Below are 15,864 nucleotides of genomic sequence, written 5' to 3'. Positions count from 1 at the left end.
GCGCTCTTCAGAACGGGGGTCGTCCGATGCCCTTGGCGGGAGTGCCCTTCGGTGAAGAACGCACATTGAGCACGCAGCCGCCGGAGGGGACGACCGCTCCGGCCGACCTCAGCTGTTCGTTCCGCGGCACTCTGGTGGACGTCCTCGACGCGGCGCCCGGCTTTGCCGGGACGTCCGCGCGGCGCCTGCTGCGGGACAGGATCGCTCGGCGCCTTGGTCCGGGCCGCCGGCTGCACCTCGTCGAGTACGACATGACGCGCCTGTGGTTCATCGCGCTTGTGGACGAGCTCGCCGAGGAGCCGGGCGGGCTCGCCGCGCTGTCCCGTGCTGTCAGCGACCTCCAGCCCGGTTCCCGGCTGGCGGCGGAGGTCGCCCGTATCGTCGCGGCCGGTGCGGCCGGCGGAGAACGGAGCACGGCGGACGATCGGGCCGGGGCAGCCAGAGCCGGGACATCTCCGCCGGGCGCACAGGTCGGCGGGTGCGGCCCGGCCTCGCCCGAGGCGCCGCCACCGCCACCGCCACCGCCGGCCACTGCGCCACCGCCGCCGGCCGCGACCGTCTCCGCGGATTCCGGTCCGTCGGGCCGTGTCTCGTCGGACCTCGGGGTTACCGTCCCCCCATGGCGGTGTCCAAGCGCGGTGAGCCGGTCGAGCTGGTGGTCGGCGACCAGTCGGTGCGGGTGACGAATCCCGACCGGGTGTACTTCCCCGAGGCCGGCGTCACCAAGGTCGAACTTGTCCGCTACTACATTGCGGTCGCCGACGGGCTCGTCCGGGCCCTGCACCTGCGGCCGACGACGCTGGAGCGGTGGCCCGGCGGCGTGGTCGAGGGCGCCCAGCTCACCCAGCGCGACGGGGCACCGGGCGACGCGTTCTACCAGAAGCGCGTCCCGAAGAACGCGCCGTCCTATGTGGAAACAGCGCGGATCACGTTCCCCAGCGGGCGCACGGCCGACGAGATCTGCGTGACCGAACCGGCCGTCGTGGCCTGGGCGGCGAACCTGGGCACCATCACGTTCCACCCGTGGCCGGTGCGGCGCGGCGACGTCGACCATCCCGACGAGCTGCGCATCGACCTCGACCCGCAGCCGGGCACCGACTTCGCCGACGCGGTGACCGTCGCCACCGAGACCCACGCGCTGCTCGACGAACTGGGCTGGGTGGGCTGGCCCAAGACGAGCGGTGGCCGTGGCGTGCACGTGTACGTCCGGCTCCAGCCACGGTGGACGTTCACCGAGGTGCGCCAGACGGCCATCGCGCTCGCCCGGGAGCTGGAGCGACGCCGACCCGACCTGGTGACCACCGCCTGGTGGAAGGAGCAGCGCGGCGAGAAGGTGTTCGTCGACTTCAACCAAAATGCCCGCGACCGCACGATCGCCTCGGCCTACTCGGCGCGGGCGCGTGCCTGGGCACCGGTCTCCACCCCGCTCGGCTGGGACGAGCTCGCCGACGCCGAGCCGCGTGACTTCACCGTCCGCACGGTGCCCGAGCGCTTCGCGCGCCTCGGTGACCTCTGGGCGGGCATCGACGAGACAGCGCACGATCTCACGCCGCTGCTCGAGTGGTGGGAGCGCGACCTGCGCGAGCACGGCCTCGAGGACATGCCCTATCCGCCCGACCACCCGAAGATGGCGGGTGAGCCACGGCGCGTGCAGCCGAGCCGCGCGAAGAAACCCCGCTGACGGCCGGTGGCCCGTAACGATTGACGGCCGGAAACGGAGCGACAGTTTCGTTACGGCCGACAGCCCGTAACCGCCGCCGTCGCACCGCTCGCGTACGCTGATCCACATACCCGAGGTCCCGTTCCGGTTGCCGTCGGTCAGGGGGGAGTCGGCGCGGTGTGGATTGTTCTGCTAGACCATTCGGCGTCCATGACCGAGCCGTTCGCCGTCGATTCCGCCCGGCCACTGTTCGGCCGCCGCGGAAGTGCGCGGCGCGGCGCCGGCCCACGGACTTTCCCGCACCTCGCCGGACGTCGCCACGGGCGCTCTCCAGCCGGCTCAGCTACCCCCGATCAGGGCCCTGACCAGGCTGTTCCCGAAAATTCAGTTTCCGGTAAGCATGGTGGCGAGCGACCAGGCTCCGATCAGCACGGAGTGGTCGGCCGGCGCAAGCTCGATGTCGCGGTGGAGAGCGTCGCGAACACGCTGGCCACCCTGCCGCCGGACATGCCGACCGTCCTGGTCGGATTCGTCGACTCCGCCGACGTGGTCTACCAGGGTTTGGCCGGCGAGCGGGCAGCCTTCGAGCGCACGCTGCGCACTGCGGCCCCGACCGGTGCCACCGATCTCGCCGCCGCGCTGGAACGGGCCCGGCTACACGTCGCCGAGCTGACCGAGAAGCCGCTGTTCGTCCGCCTGCTGCTGGTCACCGACGACCTCACGGCACCAGGGGACCTGCTCCAGGCCGCCTACGACTGCGCGCGTGCCCGCATCACGGTCGACATTGTCGTGCTCGACCCATCGCGGAGGGTGAGCGAGATGGCCGGTGCGATCGTCGGTGTCACCGGAGGCGCCTGGGAGGCCGCGATGGGCGAGGGCGGCCTGGCGAGCGCCGTCGCCGCCGCCGGCCGGCGCGCCGCGTGGCAGCTCCGGCAGGCCGAGGCGGAGTCCGGCCGGCCGGCCACCCGGCGCCGGAACACCTTCGGTCGCCCACGACCAGCCGCGCCCACCGCGCCCGCGGAGCCGGTAGTGACGGCGGAGCCCACCGTGCCGGCGGAGTCGGTCGCGCCCGCCGATCCGGTAGCGGCGGCGGAGCCCGGTGCGCGGCCCGCCTCCACCGCGGCCTCCGGTACGGCAGCGGCTGGCGCCGCGGCGGCCGGAACCGCTGCGGCCGAGCCGACGGTGCCCGCCGAGCCGACGGTGCCCGCCGAGCCGACGGTGCCCGCCGAGCCGACGGTGCCCGCCGAGCCGACGGTGCCCGCCGAGCCGACGGCGCCCGCCGAGCCGACGGCGCCCGTCCAGGTGGCGCCGGGCGAGCCGGTTCCGCCGGTCGTTCCGGCCGAGCCGTCGGCGGTGCGGTTCACCACGCGTCATCCCGCGGCCGCCTCCGCGCTCGGGTGGCGGCCGGTCACCGTCGGGGTGCCCGCGGCGCCCGGATCGATTCCGGCCGGGACCGAGCTCGAAATCGCCCCCGCGGTTCCCCATCTGCGTTTCCGGCCACCGCGGATTCCCGTCGTATGGGGGCCGGAGCCGGAGACGGCCTCGTTCGAGGTCATCCACGCGCCGGGCGACGGCGGCGATGAGCGCTGTCGCGGGCATGTCCAGATCAGCCTCGACGGCCTTCCCGTCGCACGGATTCCGCTGGATCTCGCCGTCTCCACCGCCGCGGACCCGTCGACAACGCCGGTGACGGTGACAGGCTCGGCGCCGATGTTCCGCGAGATCTACGGTTCCTACGCGTGGGCCGACATCGACATCGCCCGCCGATTCCGGGAGATCTACCGGGCGCTGGGCATCACCCTGTTCATGGACGTCCTCGACGTCGACGGGGCCCGGGAGTGGAAACCCGAACTCGAGGTGGCGATCGAGCGCGCCGACCTTTTCGCGCTCTTCTGGTCCCCGGCCTCCGCGGCGGCGGACTACGTGGAGAAGGAATGGCGCCGGGCGTTGGAGGTCGCCGCGAACCGCCGACCGGAGGGCGCGTTCGTCTTCCCGTTCCAGTGGTCCCGGCCGGTACCCGAGCCGCCGCTGCCGCTCGTGGATCTCCCGTTCCGGCAGGTCGATCGCTGGTCCACCGCGCTGGACCGCCTCGCGAACCTCGCCCGGGCGGGCGCAGGCGCGGGCCCTGGCGCCGCGGGTGCCCGTGCCGGCGCCGCCGCGGACGCCGCTCCCGTCCCGCCGGGCCCGACCGCGTCCGGCGGTCCGCACGGCCCGAACGGCTCGGGCGGTCCGCACGGCCCGAACGGCCCGGGCCACGCGAGCGGTCCCGGCAGCGAGGCGGCCGATCGGCGCGACGCGGGCACGGTGCCGCGGCGGGTGGACGTCACCTTCCCGGTCTTCTCGCTCGTCCCGGCGCTGTCGAGCGGCAACGTCGAACGGATCGGGGAGTCGCTGCGCACGGTCGTGCCGTTCCTGGAGGATCTCACCGGCCTGCGCTACTACCCGCCGCCGACCTACGTCACCGACGACACGACGGTCACCAGCCTGCGCCGCAACTGCGAGCCGGACGCGCGGCACCTCGCGGACGAGAACACCGGTGACATCCTGCCCGGCGTGCTCGACGTCGAGGACGAGGCGGTGACCGGCCGCGTCCGCGAGCTTCTGCTGATCTTCCACTCCCACGTGTTGGACGTCGGGCCCGGCACCGACCTTGAGCACGTTCGGCGGGAGGCGGCGGGCGGCTTCGTCCGTAACGCCCGCCGCTACCTGGCGGGGCAGCCCACGGACCTCAGCGACGGCCCCGAGCCCCCGGCCGGCCCCGAGCCGCCCCTGATCTGGCGCCAGCGTTGCGCCGAGGACTTCCCCAGCTTCGCCGGTCTGTACTGCGAGCTGGTCACCCGCTACGTCGACCGGCACATCCGGGCGAACTCGCGTAATCGCATCGACCCCGAGGTACGCGTCAGGCTAGTCGCCGAGCTGGGGCCGCGCGCCGCGGGGGCGATCGAGCGTTCGGTGGGCGGCGTGGTCGTCGACCCGCCGGTCGACCACGCCTTCCGGGCCCGGCTCGTCGCCGCGCTGGAGGATCTCCGGCTGCTGGTCGACACCCGGGAGCGGGTCGTCTCCGACTACCTGCGCTCCGGCGCGCCCGCCTTCGGTGTCTTCCGGCATACCGGCGGGGCGGGGCGGTTCGGGCGCTCCGGCATGCTCGTGCCGACGTCCGCGCCGGCCGTGCTCATGGGGGCCGGTGCCTTCGGCCGGATCGCGGCCTCGCTGCGTGGCGACGCGGTCGTGGACGAGCCGACCTGGGACCGGGCCGCCGCGTTCTGCGAGATGGCGCTGGTGCACGAGCACGCCCACGCGGCGATCGCCACCGGCCTGGACGACCACGGTGCCCGGGCCGGTGCGGCCGGCACACCCGCCTGGACGGCGGCCTCCCGGCTGAACGAGGCCCTGGCGGCGTGGACGCAGCGGCACTTCTACCGCCGTGACCCGCGGATGTGGGACGAGTGCGCCCGCTACATCCGGTCGGGCTCGCTGCGGTCCTGGCCGTACCGCGGGGCCGACGTACTGGAGGAGCGCTACGAGGCCGAGGGGGTCGAGGCCGTCCGCCGCTTCGTCCGGCTGCTGCGTGACTCGCCGGAGGCCGCGCAGGCTCAGTTCGACCTGCTGCTCGCCCGCTGACGGGCTCGGCAACCAGCCGCGCCAGACCCAGCCGCGCCAGACCCAGCTGGGCCGGGCCTGGCCTGGCCCGGCCCGCGCTCAGCGCAGGTCGGGGCGCACCCCCCAGGAACCGGCGAACGACTCGCCCGGCTCGAGTACCCGCAGCCCGTCGCCGCTGTTGAACGCGTTCGCCGGGCAGGTCATCGGCTCGACGGCGATGCTGCGCCGCCGCTGGCCGGGGGGGAAGGTGTCCCCGGTGAACAACTGGACGTAGGGCCAGGCGGCGTCCTGCCAGATCGTCAGGGTGCCACCGGCCGCGGCGAGTGTAACGCGGGCCCGGCCGTCCGCCGCCCGCTCGAGATCGGTGAAGCAGGTGTCGAGGATCAGCCCGCCCAGCGGGCGGGGTTCGCGCAGGTCGAACGGCCCGCCGGCGACGTCCTCGGCGCCGACGGGGATGAGGCGCTCGTCGGTCAGCAGGCGGGTCGCCGCGGGCACCGTGACCGTCATGTCGTCGGCCGGTGCGGGTGATCCGTCCGCGCCGGCGAGGACGAAGTACGGGTGGGCGCCCATGCCTACCGGCGCCGCGGTGTCGCCCAGGTTCGTCGCGGTGAGTGAGACGGTCAGCCCGTCGCCGTCCAGCCGGTACAGGGCGGAGAAGGCGACGGTGAACGGGTACCCCGACTGGGCGCGCAGTACGACCTGGGCCCACGCCGCGCCCGCGTCCAGGCGTTCGAGCTCCCAGCCGAGCCAGCGGGTCAGGCCGTGGCTGGCGTTGCCCAGCGCCACCTCGTTCACCGGGAGCTGGTGGCTCGTCCCGCGGAAGGTGTAGCGGCCGGCGGCGACCCGGTTCGGCCACGGCAGCAGGAGCTGCCCCCGGCCGCGGCCGGCCATCTCCCCGGGGCCGTAGCCGTCGAGCACCGTGACGGCGCCGACCCGGTAGTCGCGCAGGCCGCCGCCGACCTCGGTGACCACCGCGCGGCTCTCGCCGTGGACCAGCTCGAGCTGGCGCCCGGACGGCGCTGTCGTCTCCACCGCACTGCCTCCGTCCCCGTGGCTGCCCGCACGCCCGTGGCCTGGCGCCACGGGACCGGGTGGCCCGGGTCCATCATCGCGATGGCACCCGCCGGCGTCGCGCCGGGCATCGGCGGTGCCGGGTGGGCCTTCTCACGGGCGAGCGACGCCACAGCATCACGCCGCCCAGCCACCGGCGAGGCGCATGGTTACGCGCCCGGGACGATCTCTCCCCCGCCACCGGCCGCCAGGATTACACTTTCGTCTTGTTTATCGGTGYTTCGGGTGGCGCCCGGTGTCTCGGTTGTCTGTGCACCGGAAAAGATGAGTGTCCGGATTATTGTGGACGACCCCACTAACGGCGGATTGGTCGATTATCTGCCGTTCTAGGGTGTTCAAATGACCGACAGGCCCGAGAAGCTCGCCGGGTTCGTGGGACTTCTCGCGCGTTGCTGTGCCCGCTACCGATGGCTCGTCCTGGCGGCCTGGTTGGTCGCCCTCGTTCCCGCCGTCCACTACATCCGGGACGGGGGCGCCCGGTACACCCAGGAAGTCGCCCCCGCCGGTTCGGAATCCGCGCGGGCAATGGATGGTGTCGCGCGGGCCTCACCCGGCCGGCATCTCCCCGACGTCGAGACGATCGTCGTCCGGGCCCGCCGCGGCACAGTTGACGGCGGCCGCGCCCGCGACCGGATCACCGCCCTGGTCGCGGAGGTCGGCCGGCTGCCCGGCGTCACGTTCGTCGCCGACCCGGCGGGGCCGCTGGGCGCCGCCACCGCCGGAGTGGATCCGATCAGCGCCGACCGGCGCACCGCGCTGATCTCCGTCCTGATGGACGGCGGTGCGCTCGAGCCCGACCTCGACGACGTGCACCGGGTCATCGAGGCCTCCCGTGCCTACGACGGCCCGGAGTTGCAGGTCGAGGCGTCCGGGTCGGGGGCCACCATGATCGGGTCAGCGCAGCTCTCGTTGGCCCCGCTCGTCGTCGCCGCGTTCGCCGCGCTCGTCCTGCTCGGCGTCACGCTGCGGTCCCGACTGGGCATGCTGGTGTGCCTGCTGCCGGCGGCGGTCTGCACCCTGCTGGCGGTCGCCGTCACCGCGCGCCTGTCACACACCACCCAGCTGCCGCCGTTCGCTCCCGTCACTGCCGCGGTCCTGGCGTTCGGGACGTGCCTGGGCAGCGCGGTGGTGGTCGTGCACCGGGCCCAGTCGGCCCTGCTGAGCGGGCAGAACCGGCTGCAGGCCGCCGCGTCGGCGACGACGTCCACGGGCGCGGCGGTGGCCGTCGGTGGCCTGGGCGTGAGCCTCGCCCTGCTCGCGGTCGCCGCGCTCGGGCTGAGCGGGTTCGGTGGCCTGGCGCTCGCCGCGTCGGGGGCCGCCGCGCTGGCCGTCCTGGTCGTCCTCACCCTGCTGCCGGCGCTGGTCGCCGCCGGCGGGGTGCGGCTGCTCGGCTGGGCCGAACGGCACTACCTGGCGATGGCCGGTGCCGGCCTGGCGCGGCGGCCCGGTGTGCGCTCCTGGTGGGCCGCGCAGGTCGGCCGGTACCCGGCGCTGGTCGTCGTCGCGGCCGGGGTCCTGCTGATGTCGCTGGCCAACCAGACCGACGGGCTTCGCCTCGGCGGTGGCGACGCGGGCACCGACCCGACCTCGATGACCACCCGGCGCGCCTACGACCTGATCAGCGAGGGCTTCTTTCCCGGTCTGAACGGCCCGATCCTGGTGGCCGTCGACCGCGGTGACCCCAGGAGCGTGCCGGGCGGGGGACGGATCGTCCAGCCCGGGGAGGTCGCCGCGGTGCTGCGCGCGACCCCGGGCGTGCACACCGCCGCGGTGTCACTGGACGACCCCCGCCTCGGGCCGGCCATCGTGCGCGTGCTGCCCGCCGCCGCTCCGCGCAGCCCGCAGGCCAGCGACCTGGTGCGGCGGATGCGCGATGACGTGCTGCCCACGGCGCTGCGTGGCAGTGTCACCAACGCCGCCGTCGGCGGGCCCACCGCGATGTTCGACGACGCTGCGAGCAGCTTCCGCTCGACCCTGCCGCTGTTCCTGGCCGTCGTGCTGCTCACCATCGGCCTCGTGACGTTCGCGGTCGCCGGGTCGATACCGCTCGCCGCCGTGCTCGGGGCGGCCGCCGTGCTGAGCGTGCTGGCCTCCGCCGGCATGCTGCGCGTGTTCTTCCAGGACGAGGAGATCGCGCGCCGCCTCGGCGTCATGACCAGCCCCGCCGAGCCGTTCGTGCTCGTGCCGATCATGCTCGCGGTCTTCGGGCTGGCCCCGGGGATGAACCTGGTCCTGCTCACCCGGCTGCGTGCGGGCGGCGGCACCGATCCGGCCGGCTCCGGCACCGGCACCGGCCGTGGGGGAGCGCTGCGGGGCATCGGCCGGGCCTTCGCCCGGCGCCGGGACGGCGCCCGACCCGACCCGATCCGCGACGGCCGGGACGCCGTCCGCCGGGGCCACGCCGACCTGGGGCATGTGGTGCTGACGATGAATTTCGTGATGCTGTTCGTGTTCCTCGCGATCGCGGCGCAGCCGTCCAGAACGCTGAAGATGCTCGGGTGCGGCCTGGCGATCGGGGTCGCCGTGGACGCCGTCGTGCTGCGCGCCGCCATCCTGCCCGCGTCGGTGCACCTGGGGCAGCGGTGGCAGGGTGATCGCGCGCTGCGCCGCAGACAGGGCGCCGCCGCCAGGGCCGCCGAGCCCGAGGCGGCGACCGTGGCCAAGGCGTCCGCCGCCCATCGGTAGTCGTTTCATAATCGTTCCCGGGGCGAACTTCCCTGGGGCGAACTGTCCCCGGGGCGAATTGTCTCGGGGCGGCGATCTCCCGGGTTTCCGGTAATACTCCTCGCGTACTTGTCCGCCGTACGGGGAGGAGATTCATCGGTGGCTGCCAAGGATCTGAACAAGATAAAGAAGGCGATGGGTCCGGTCGGGCTGGTCACCCCGGCCGGAGCACAGGCCGGTGTACGTGCGCCAAAGCCCGACATGGAATGGAAGGTCCAAGGCGGTACGGCCCGGGTCTGGCTCGGGGCCGGGAACAAGGGACTGGTTCGCCCCGTCCTGCTCGCCGACGGCTTCAACATGGGGCCGACGGATTTCGACTGGCTGTGGGAGGGGCTCGACGGCGATCCGTTCCGTTTCCTGACCGAGCTGCGTGAGCGCGGCCAGGACGTCGTCCTGATCGGTTTCGACGAGCGCAGCGCGTCGATTCTCGACAACGCCAGGGTCGTCACCGAGATCATTCTCCGTGCCATCGGGGAGCGGCAGGGCGACCAGCCGCTGACGGTCGGCGGGTTCAGCATGGGTGGCCTGGTCACCCGCTACGCCCTCGCCAAGCTCGAGATGGAGCGGATGGACCACCAGACGGCCCTCTACCTGTCCTTCGACAGCCCGCACCATGGTGCGTCCGTGCCGATCTCGCTGCAGGCGATCGCGCACATCCTCGCCCCGATCCACGACGCCTTCTCGAAGCAGGTCAACAGCCCTGCCTCCCGGCAGCTGGTCTGGCGGCACATCGAGAACGCCGACGACCAGCCGCGCGTCGATCCTCTTCGCACGGAGTTCCTGAAGGCCCTGGAGCGGGTCGGCGGCTGGCCGCAGCGGCCCCGCAAGATCGGGGTCGCCAACGGTGTGGGCGACGCCCGGCGCAACGGCATCCCGCCGGGCGTCGAGGCGCTGCGCTGTACCGGGCCGTTCTTCAAGGACACCGTCCTGTACACGCAGGCCGGTGGCCGCGACCGGGTCGTCGCCGAGCTCCGTGGGCTGCTCGGGGGGAAGGACATCACCACGAACGACTTCCCCGACATCGACGGGGCGCCCGGCGGCACCCTGGACTCGTTCGGCATTCTCGCGGACGCGCTCAAGGACGCCGGCGAGGGCGTGGACGTCGCACACCGGATCGTGTGCTTCGTGCCGTCCGTCAGCGCGGTCGCGGTTCGCGGCGTCGAGACGAACGACGACCTCTACACCGACATCAACGCCCTGTCCCCGTCCGAGAGCGAGCTGGACGAGTTCCTGTGCTCGTCGCGTGCCACGGCGCATTCGGCGATGACCGAGCAGCTCGGTAGGTGGGTCATCGACCGCATCGCGCGGTGACCCGGGCGCGGGCGGGCGGGGAGTCGGACCGCCCGCCCGCGGCTCCGGCCGACCAGTCCGTCAAACCCATTGACCGACATGCCGGCGCAAGACTGGACGGATGCCCCCGCCGGCGGCATCGTTGCCCGCGGTTGCTCCGCGACGACGGCCGTCATGAGGGTGGGTCAGTGCATCCGGGTGAGTCAGTGCAGGACCGGACCGAGTCACGCCTTGACCGCATCCGCGGCTCCGCCCCGCCCAGGCGGCACGACGCGCGGACCATCGCGGCGCTGACCCGCAATCCGGGTTGCGCGCGCCGCGGGGTGCTCGACGCCGCCGGCGTCGACAAGGACCTCCTCGCCCGCCAGGTGGGCTTCCCGGCCGCCTTCGGCCAGTCGCGCTTCGCGATCGTCCGTGGCAACGTCTTCGAGGCCCGGGTCAAGGCCGACGGCTGCGTCGACCTGCTCCGCATGTTCCATGAGTGCCTCGGGAGCGAGCCCGGGGGGACCGAGCCCGGGGGAACAGCGGCGGGCGAGCCGCTGCTCGTCACCGGCGACGCCGAGCCCGACGAGACCCTGGCCGCGCGCCACGAACGCACCGTCGCCGCGCTGCGCACGGCCAGCGGTACCGACCGGCCCGTCCTGATCACCCACCCGCTGCTGCGTCTCGCCGTCGGCGGCCAGGACGTCCACCTCGAACCGGACCTCGTCCTCGTCCGTCCCGGCGGGCTGTTCCACGTGGTCGAGATCAAGTCCTTTCCCGTCATCGACGGCCAGGCGGAGGGGGAGAAGGTCGCGGCGGCCGCCATCCAGGCCGCGGTCTACGTCCTGGCGCTGCGTCGGCTGCTCGGCCGGCCGGACGCGGTGTCCCATGACGTGGTCCTGGTGTGCCCCAGGGACTTCTCGAACGCCCCGATGGCGACCAGGATCGACGTCCGGCGCCAACTTCTCGTCCTCGACCATCAGCTCGCCCGGCTCAGCGCCGTCGACGCGCTGGTCGCCGCGCTCCCGCCGGACCTGACCTTCGATCTCGCGCCGGGGCCCGACGGCCGGCCGACCCGCCCCGCGGCCGAGCTCGCCGCCGGGCTCAGCCGTCTCGACGCCCGGTACACGCCGGACTGCCTCTCCATGTGCGAGCTGGCGTTCCGATGCCGGCACGAGGCCGCGGGCCGGACCGCCGCGCTCGGCCCGAGCGTGCGCGAGGAGCTGGGCGGTGTCGAGACCGTCGCCGAGGTGCTCGAGCTCGCCGCCGGCACCCGTGCACCCACCGCGGACCAGGCCGAGGCGGCCGACCGGCTGCGCACGACAGCCCGGATGTACGCCGCGGGACTCGCGGCGGGACCCGCCACCGAGCACGCGGCGGGGGATCGCGGCCCGACCCCATGACGGCGATCAGCTCGTACGCCCGTGCGCTGGCGGCGGCGTCCGGAACCGCGGTGCCGACCGCCACCGTCCGGCACGTGCACCTCGCCGCGCGCCCGCTGATTCTCGTGCCGCTGGCGATGGCCGGTGAGGCGAACGCGCCGCTGGCCGCCATGGTGGGCACCGAACGCGAGCGCCCGGAGCTGCTCGTCGTGCCCCAGCCCCGCAACCGCGACCTGCGGTTCGCCTTCGCCGCCCGCCTGGCCGAGATTTTCCTCCCCTACGTGCTCGGCTTCGCCGCTGACATCGAGGAGCTCACGAACGGGCCACGGACCGTCGACGCGCCGCAGCTGATCGTCCCGAACCAGGCCGGGGTCGCGTTCGTGCGGCTCTTCGGACGTTCCACCCGGTTCCGCACGACCACCGGCGACTACGCCGTGGAACCGAGCGTGCCACTGCTCGGCCGGTGGCTCACCTTCTTCGCGGAGCGGGCCGAAGTGCCCGGCTCGTCCCTGATGCCGGCGGCCACGGAGATGCTCTCCCTGCACTGGGCGACCGGGCAGAGCGCGCTGGAGGACGCGAACCTCGCCGCGCTCATGGGCTGGATCGACCCGCCCGCGGGCGCCGACGGCCCGGCCGCGGCCCGCCTGGCCGAGGACCCTCGACACTGCCCGCCGGCCGGCCCGACGACCGACCCCGGGTTCGACAACGAGGTGCTCGCCCCAGCGATCGCGGCCTACGACGCCGTGACGGACCCGTCCCAGCTGCCCGACGCCGTGAAGCGGCTGGAAGAGGCGCTGCACAGCCAGCTCCAGCCGACCTGGGACCTCGTGTGGCGCGCCCTCGACCGGCTCCGCGTGCTGCCCGGCGGCGCGTCGGTGCCGGGGCGGTGGGAGGTCGACCGCTCCCGGTACACCGGATTCCACACCTACATGATCGAGGAGGGCCTGCCGCAGGCCCGGCGGGACGGCGCGGTCGCCGCCGCGCGCCGCCTGAACCGGATGGAGCGGGCCCAGGCCTCCTACGACGCCGAACGCGCCTTCGACGACCCGCTCGTCATGGCCGACCACCGGGTCACCGGCGAGGCGTTCCTCGGCTCGGTCGTCGCCGTCGACCGTGATCGCAGGGTGCCCAACGGACGCGGCAAGGGCCGGCTGGTCACCCGCCCGCTGGTGACGCTGCGCACCGAGGACCCGGTCCGGCTGGCGCTCGGCATGAAGGTCGTCGCCACCCGACGCCGCCGGCAGGAGTGCGTCGTCACCGCCCTCGAGCCGTGCGACGCCGGCATCCTGGTCACCCTGGAGGCGCAGAACGGGATGGGCCGGTCGGCGGCGCCGGCCCCCGGTTCCGTCCCGGAGGTCGGCGAAAGCCTCTGCTACAGCAGCGTGCTGGCGGACGGCGTCCGCTCCGCCACCATGCCGGAGGCGGAGGACACCCCGTGGACGCACGGCGGCCCGCCGCAGCCCTACGAACCGAGCGAGCAGGACACGGCGGAGGCCTGGGAGTGAGCGCGGCTTCGGTGACCTCGTCGGCTTCGGCGGCGGAGGAGGCCGAGCGGGTCATCCAGGCGGTTCTGGGCGACCTGCGGCGCGGCCACAGCCGCGGGGTCATCGTCGACTCGCCGCCCGGCGCGGGGAAGTCGACCCTCGTCGTCCGGGCGGCCGCGGTCATCGCCGGGTCCGGCGAGCCGCTGATGATCGTCGCGCAGACCAACGAGCAGGTCGACGACCTGGTGGAACGGCTCGCCGCGCGGCTCGCCGACGAGGTTCCCCACGCCCGGGTCGGCCGGCTCGGCCGGGCGGGATACGCGCCTTCGGCCCGCATCGCGAACCTGCCGAACATCGTCACCGCCAGCGACATCGCCGGCCTCGGTGATCCCGAAGTGACGATCTCCACCGCGGCGAAGTGGGCGTACGTCCGGGAGGGGACCTGGCCGTGGGCCATCGTCGACGAGGCGTACCAGATGCGCTCGGACACCCTGCTGGCCATCGCCTCCCGCTTCGAGCGGGCGCTGTTCGTCGGTGACCCGGGCCAGCTCGACCCGTTCTCGACGGTCGCGAACGACCGCTGGCACGGCCTGGTCTGGAACCCCACCCAGAGCGCGGTGGCGGTGCTCCAACGGGCGAACCCCGACCTGCCCGTGCACCGCCTGCCCGTCTCCTGGCGCCTGCCGCACACCGCCCAGTCGGTCGTCGCGGACGCCTTCTACCCGTTCGTCGGCTTCCGGACGGGCACCGGCCCCGGCGAACGCGCGCTGACGATCCCGGGCCACGCCCGCGGCCCCGCCGACGAGGTGCTCGACCTCGCCGCCGCGACCGGATGGGGGCTGCTCGAGTTGCCGGCCCGGCACACCGTCCGCACGGACGCCGAAGCGGTGAGCGCGGTGGCCGACGTCGCCCGGCGGCTCGTCGAACGCGGGGCGAGCGCGCGATCGGGCACCGACGAACGGGCCGTCACCCCCGACCGGGTCGCGGTGGGAGCCGCCCATCGCGACCAGGTCGTCGCCATCCGCGCGGCGCTCGGTGACCTCGCCGACGGCTCCGGGCCGGGGCAGGTCGTTGTCGACACGGCCAACCGCCTGCAGGGGCGGGAGTACGACGTCACCGTGGTGCTGCACCCGCTTTCCGGGCGGCGGGACGCGACCGCGTTCCACCTGGAGGCCGGCCGGCTGTGCGTCCTCGCCTCCCGGCACCGGCAGGCGTGTGTGGTGGTCGCCCGGGCCGGCATCCGGGACCTGCTCGACACCCATCCGACCAGTGATCCGGTGCACCTGGGGGAGCCGGTGAAGTTCCCGGACGGCTGGGCCGCGAACCAGGCCGTCCTGGCCCACCTCGCGTCCAGGAGCGTCCAGGCCGGCGGCGCGGCTTACGCCGCCAGATAGCCGCGGCGGACGGCGTCACCCACGAGCTGGCTGACGTACTCCCACAGGGCGTGCGAGCCCTCGGAGATCACGCGCTGGTGGGCCAGGACGTCCTCGGCCCGCACGCCGTGGGTCTGCCAGCTCCCGCCGCCCGTCGCGTAGTTCAGGATCAGCGGCTGGACCCGGTCCAGGGCGCGGGCGAAACGCGCGTCGGGGGTGCGCCGGGCCTCGAACTCCTCCCACAGGCTGCGCAGCTGTACGGCCTGATCCCGCGGCAGGCGGGGGAACAGCTGGTCGGCGGCCGCTCGCTCCCGCGCCTCCTGCTCGGCCGCCTCGGCGGGATCGTAGAGAAACGTGTCCCCCGCGTAGATCTCGACCAGGTCGTGGACGAGCAGCATCCGCAGGACGCGGCCGGTGTCGACCTCCTCGTCGGCGTACTCGCCGAGCACGATGGCCATCATGGCCAGGTGCCAGGAGTGCTCGGCGTCGTTCTCCTGGCGTGATCCGTCGGCGAGCACGCTTCGCCGCAGCACCGACTTGAGCTTGTCGATCTCCAGGATGAACGCGAGCTGCCGCGCGAGGCGCGAGTCGGGTGCGGACGGGAGAGCGGTGACCGGTTCACCCGGCGAGGGCTGTGACTTCGCTTCTCCTGAGAGCGGGGACTGCGACACCTGGCCTCCTCGTATTGCCTGCGCGCCTGCCGGCCGCCGTCCCGCCGTGCCCGCGGTCCGGGTGTTCGCCGGCTCGCGGGCAGGCCGGGAACCGGCGCCAGCCCTCAGTGTGCGCGGATTCGGGGGTAGGTGCGTCATCTTGCGGTGTGAACAGAGTCCGATCATCTATCGGGTTGACAATGATGCGGTCATGGTTGATTCCTACCGTTCCTCCATTGCTCGTGCGTGGAGAGTTGCTCCGGGGCCTAGCGGAGGGTGATCACGGTTTCGAGGTAGGTGGCCGGCAGTGCGACCGCGTCCTGATCGCCGCGGTACCGGTCCCAACGTCGCGCGAGGTCCGTGAGATCGGCCGCGAGGTTTCTCCGCTCCGTCGGGTCGAGCGACTCGAACGCCACGTGAGTCGGCCCGTACCAGCGTCGGAAGAACTCCACGAACTCCTCCGCGGCCGAGAACCGGAAGGTGCAGATCCGTTCGGTCGAGCGGGCGTCGGCGATCGCACCGCCGAAGAGATCGGCTAGGTGCGGCTCGGTTCCCCACAGCAGCGGGGACGGCACCCCGGGCGAGGCGGGAGCGGGACCGTGAGTGCGGGCCAGGGGTGCGGACCGGTACGGGATCTGTACTACCGCC

The 15,864-nt window shown here is 73.7% G+C and carries 11 protein-coding genes; 8 read left to right on the top strand and 3 right to left on the bottom strand.

The window, feature by feature from the left end; genetic code table 11:
* Nucleotides 1–65 precede the first annotated feature (65 nt).
* The 3 genes from BBK14_RS25390 to BBK14_RS25380 all read left to right on the top strand — a co-directional run bounded on the left by BBK14_RS25390 (nt 66) and on the right by BBK14_RS25380 (nt 5,281).
* On the top strand, nt 66–683 hold the full coding sequence (locus BBK14_RS25390; RefSeq protein ID WP_071065766.1) for an effector-associated domain 2-containing protein: 618 nt from the start codon (nt 66–68) through the stop codon (nt 681–683).
* Nucleotides 620–1,681 (top strand): non-homologous end-joining DNA ligase, encoded by a 1,062-nt coding sequence (ligD, locus tag BBK14_RS25385; RefSeq protein ID WP_071065765.1) that lies wholly within the window; start codon nt 620–622, stop codon nt 1,679–1,681. The genes BBK14_RS25390 and ligD overlap by 64 nt, the downstream gene beginning before the upstream one ends.
* A gap of 414 nt (nt 1,682–2,095) precedes the next feature.
* Nucleotides 2,096–5,281 carry a TIR domain-containing protein gene (locus tag BBK14_RS25380; RefSeq protein ID WP_071065764.1) on the top strand — a complete coding sequence of 1,062 codons (3,186 nt, stop codon included), beginning with the start codon at nt 2,096–2,098 and terminating at the stop codon, nt 5,279–5,281.
* A gap of 78 nt (nt 5,282–5,359) precedes the next feature.
* On the opposite strand, the gene BBK14_RS25375 is transcribed toward BBK14_RS25380, so the two are convergent.
* Nucleotides 5,360–6,292 carry an aldose 1-epimerase family protein gene (locus BBK14_RS25375; protein ID WP_071065763.1) on the bottom strand — a complete coding sequence of 311 codons (933 nt, stop codon included), beginning with the start codon at nt 6,290–6,292 and terminating at the stop codon, nt 5,360–5,362.
* Nucleotides 6,293–6,670: 378 nt separating this feature from the next.
* On the opposite strand from BBK14_RS25375, the gene BBK14_RS25370 reads away from it, so the two are divergent.
* The 5 genes from BBK14_RS25370 to BBK14_RS25350 all read left to right on the top strand — a co-directional run bounded on the left by BBK14_RS25370 (nt 6,671) and on the right by BBK14_RS25350 (nt 14,587).
* On the top strand, nt 6,671–9,016 hold the full coding sequence (locus tag BBK14_RS25370) for an MMPL family transporter (protein ID WP_071065762.1): 2,346 nt from the start codon (nt 6,671–6,673) through the stop codon (nt 9,014–9,016).
* 138 nt (nt 9,017–9,154) lie between these two features.
* Nucleotides 9,155–10,366: an esterase/lipase family protein gene (locus BBK14_RS25365; RefSeq protein WP_241831845.1), complete on the top strand. Its 1,212-nt coding sequence runs from the start codon at nt 9,155–9,157 to the stop codon at nt 10,364–10,366.
* A 185-nt stretch (nt 10,367–10,551) separates the two neighbouring features.
* Nucleotides 10,552–11,730 carry a hypothetical protein gene (locus BBK14_RS25360; RefSeq protein ID WP_071065761.1) on the top strand — a complete coding sequence of 393 codons (1,179 nt, stop codon included), beginning with the start codon at nt 10,552–10,554 and terminating at the stop codon, nt 11,728–11,730.
* Complete coding sequence (locus BBK14_RS25355) at nt 11,727–13,214, top strand: hypothetical protein (RefSeq protein ID WP_071065760.1); 1,488 nt, start codon at nt 11,727–11,729, stop codon at nt 13,212–13,214. Before BBK14_RS25360 ends, BBK14_RS25355 begins: the two co-directional genes overlap by 4 nt.
* Nucleotides 13,211–14,587: an AAA family ATPase gene (locus BBK14_RS25350; protein ID WP_241831844.1), complete on the top strand. Its 1,377-nt coding sequence runs from the start codon at nt 13,211–13,213 to the stop codon at nt 14,585–14,587. Before BBK14_RS25355 ends, BBK14_RS25350 begins: the two co-directional genes overlap by 4 nt.
* On the opposite strand, the gene BBK14_RS25345 is transcribed toward BBK14_RS25350, so the two are convergent.
* Together BBK14_RS25345 and BBK14_RS25340 are read right to left on the bottom strand one after the other, a co-directional pair.
* Nucleotides 14,572–15,237: an HD domain-containing protein gene (locus BBK14_RS25345; RefSeq protein WP_071065758.1), complete on the bottom strand. Its 666-nt coding sequence runs from the start codon at nt 15,235–15,237 to the stop codon at nt 14,572–14,574. The genes BBK14_RS25350 and BBK14_RS25345 overlap by 16 nt on opposite strands.
* A gap of 245 nt (nt 15,238–15,482) precedes the next feature.
* Entirely contained in the window at nt 15,483–15,791 is a 309-nt protein-coding gene (locus BBK14_RS25340) for a hypothetical protein (protein WP_241831843.1), read from the bottom strand.
* Between the last annotated feature and the right edge of the window lie 73 nt (nt 15,792–15,864).

Origin of the sequence: Parafrankia soli (genome assembly GCF_001854695.1) — a bacterium.
GTDB classification, from domain to species: domain Bacteria; phylum Actinomycetota; class Actinomycetes; order Frankiales; family Frankiaceae; genus Parafrankia; species Parafrankia soli.
Note: the sequence above shows the minus strand (reverse complement) of the source record. Positions and strands in the feature narration are given on the sequence as shown.

What these genes read in the sequence shown, in the direction of transcription:
- BBK14_RS25370 (WP_071065762.1), top strand. Translation starts at nt 6,671, where the DNA reads ATGACCGACAGGCCCGAGAAGCTCGCCGGGTTCGTGGGACTTCTCGCG.
- BBK14_RS25355 (WP_071065760.1), top strand. Translation starts at nt 11,727, where the DNA reads ATGACGGCGATCAGCTCGTACGCCCGTGCGCTGGCGGCGGCGTCCGGA.
- ligD (WP_071065765.1), top strand. Translation starts at nt 620, where the DNA reads ATGGCGGTGTCCAAGCGCGGTGAGCCGGTCGAGCTGGTGGTCGGCGAC.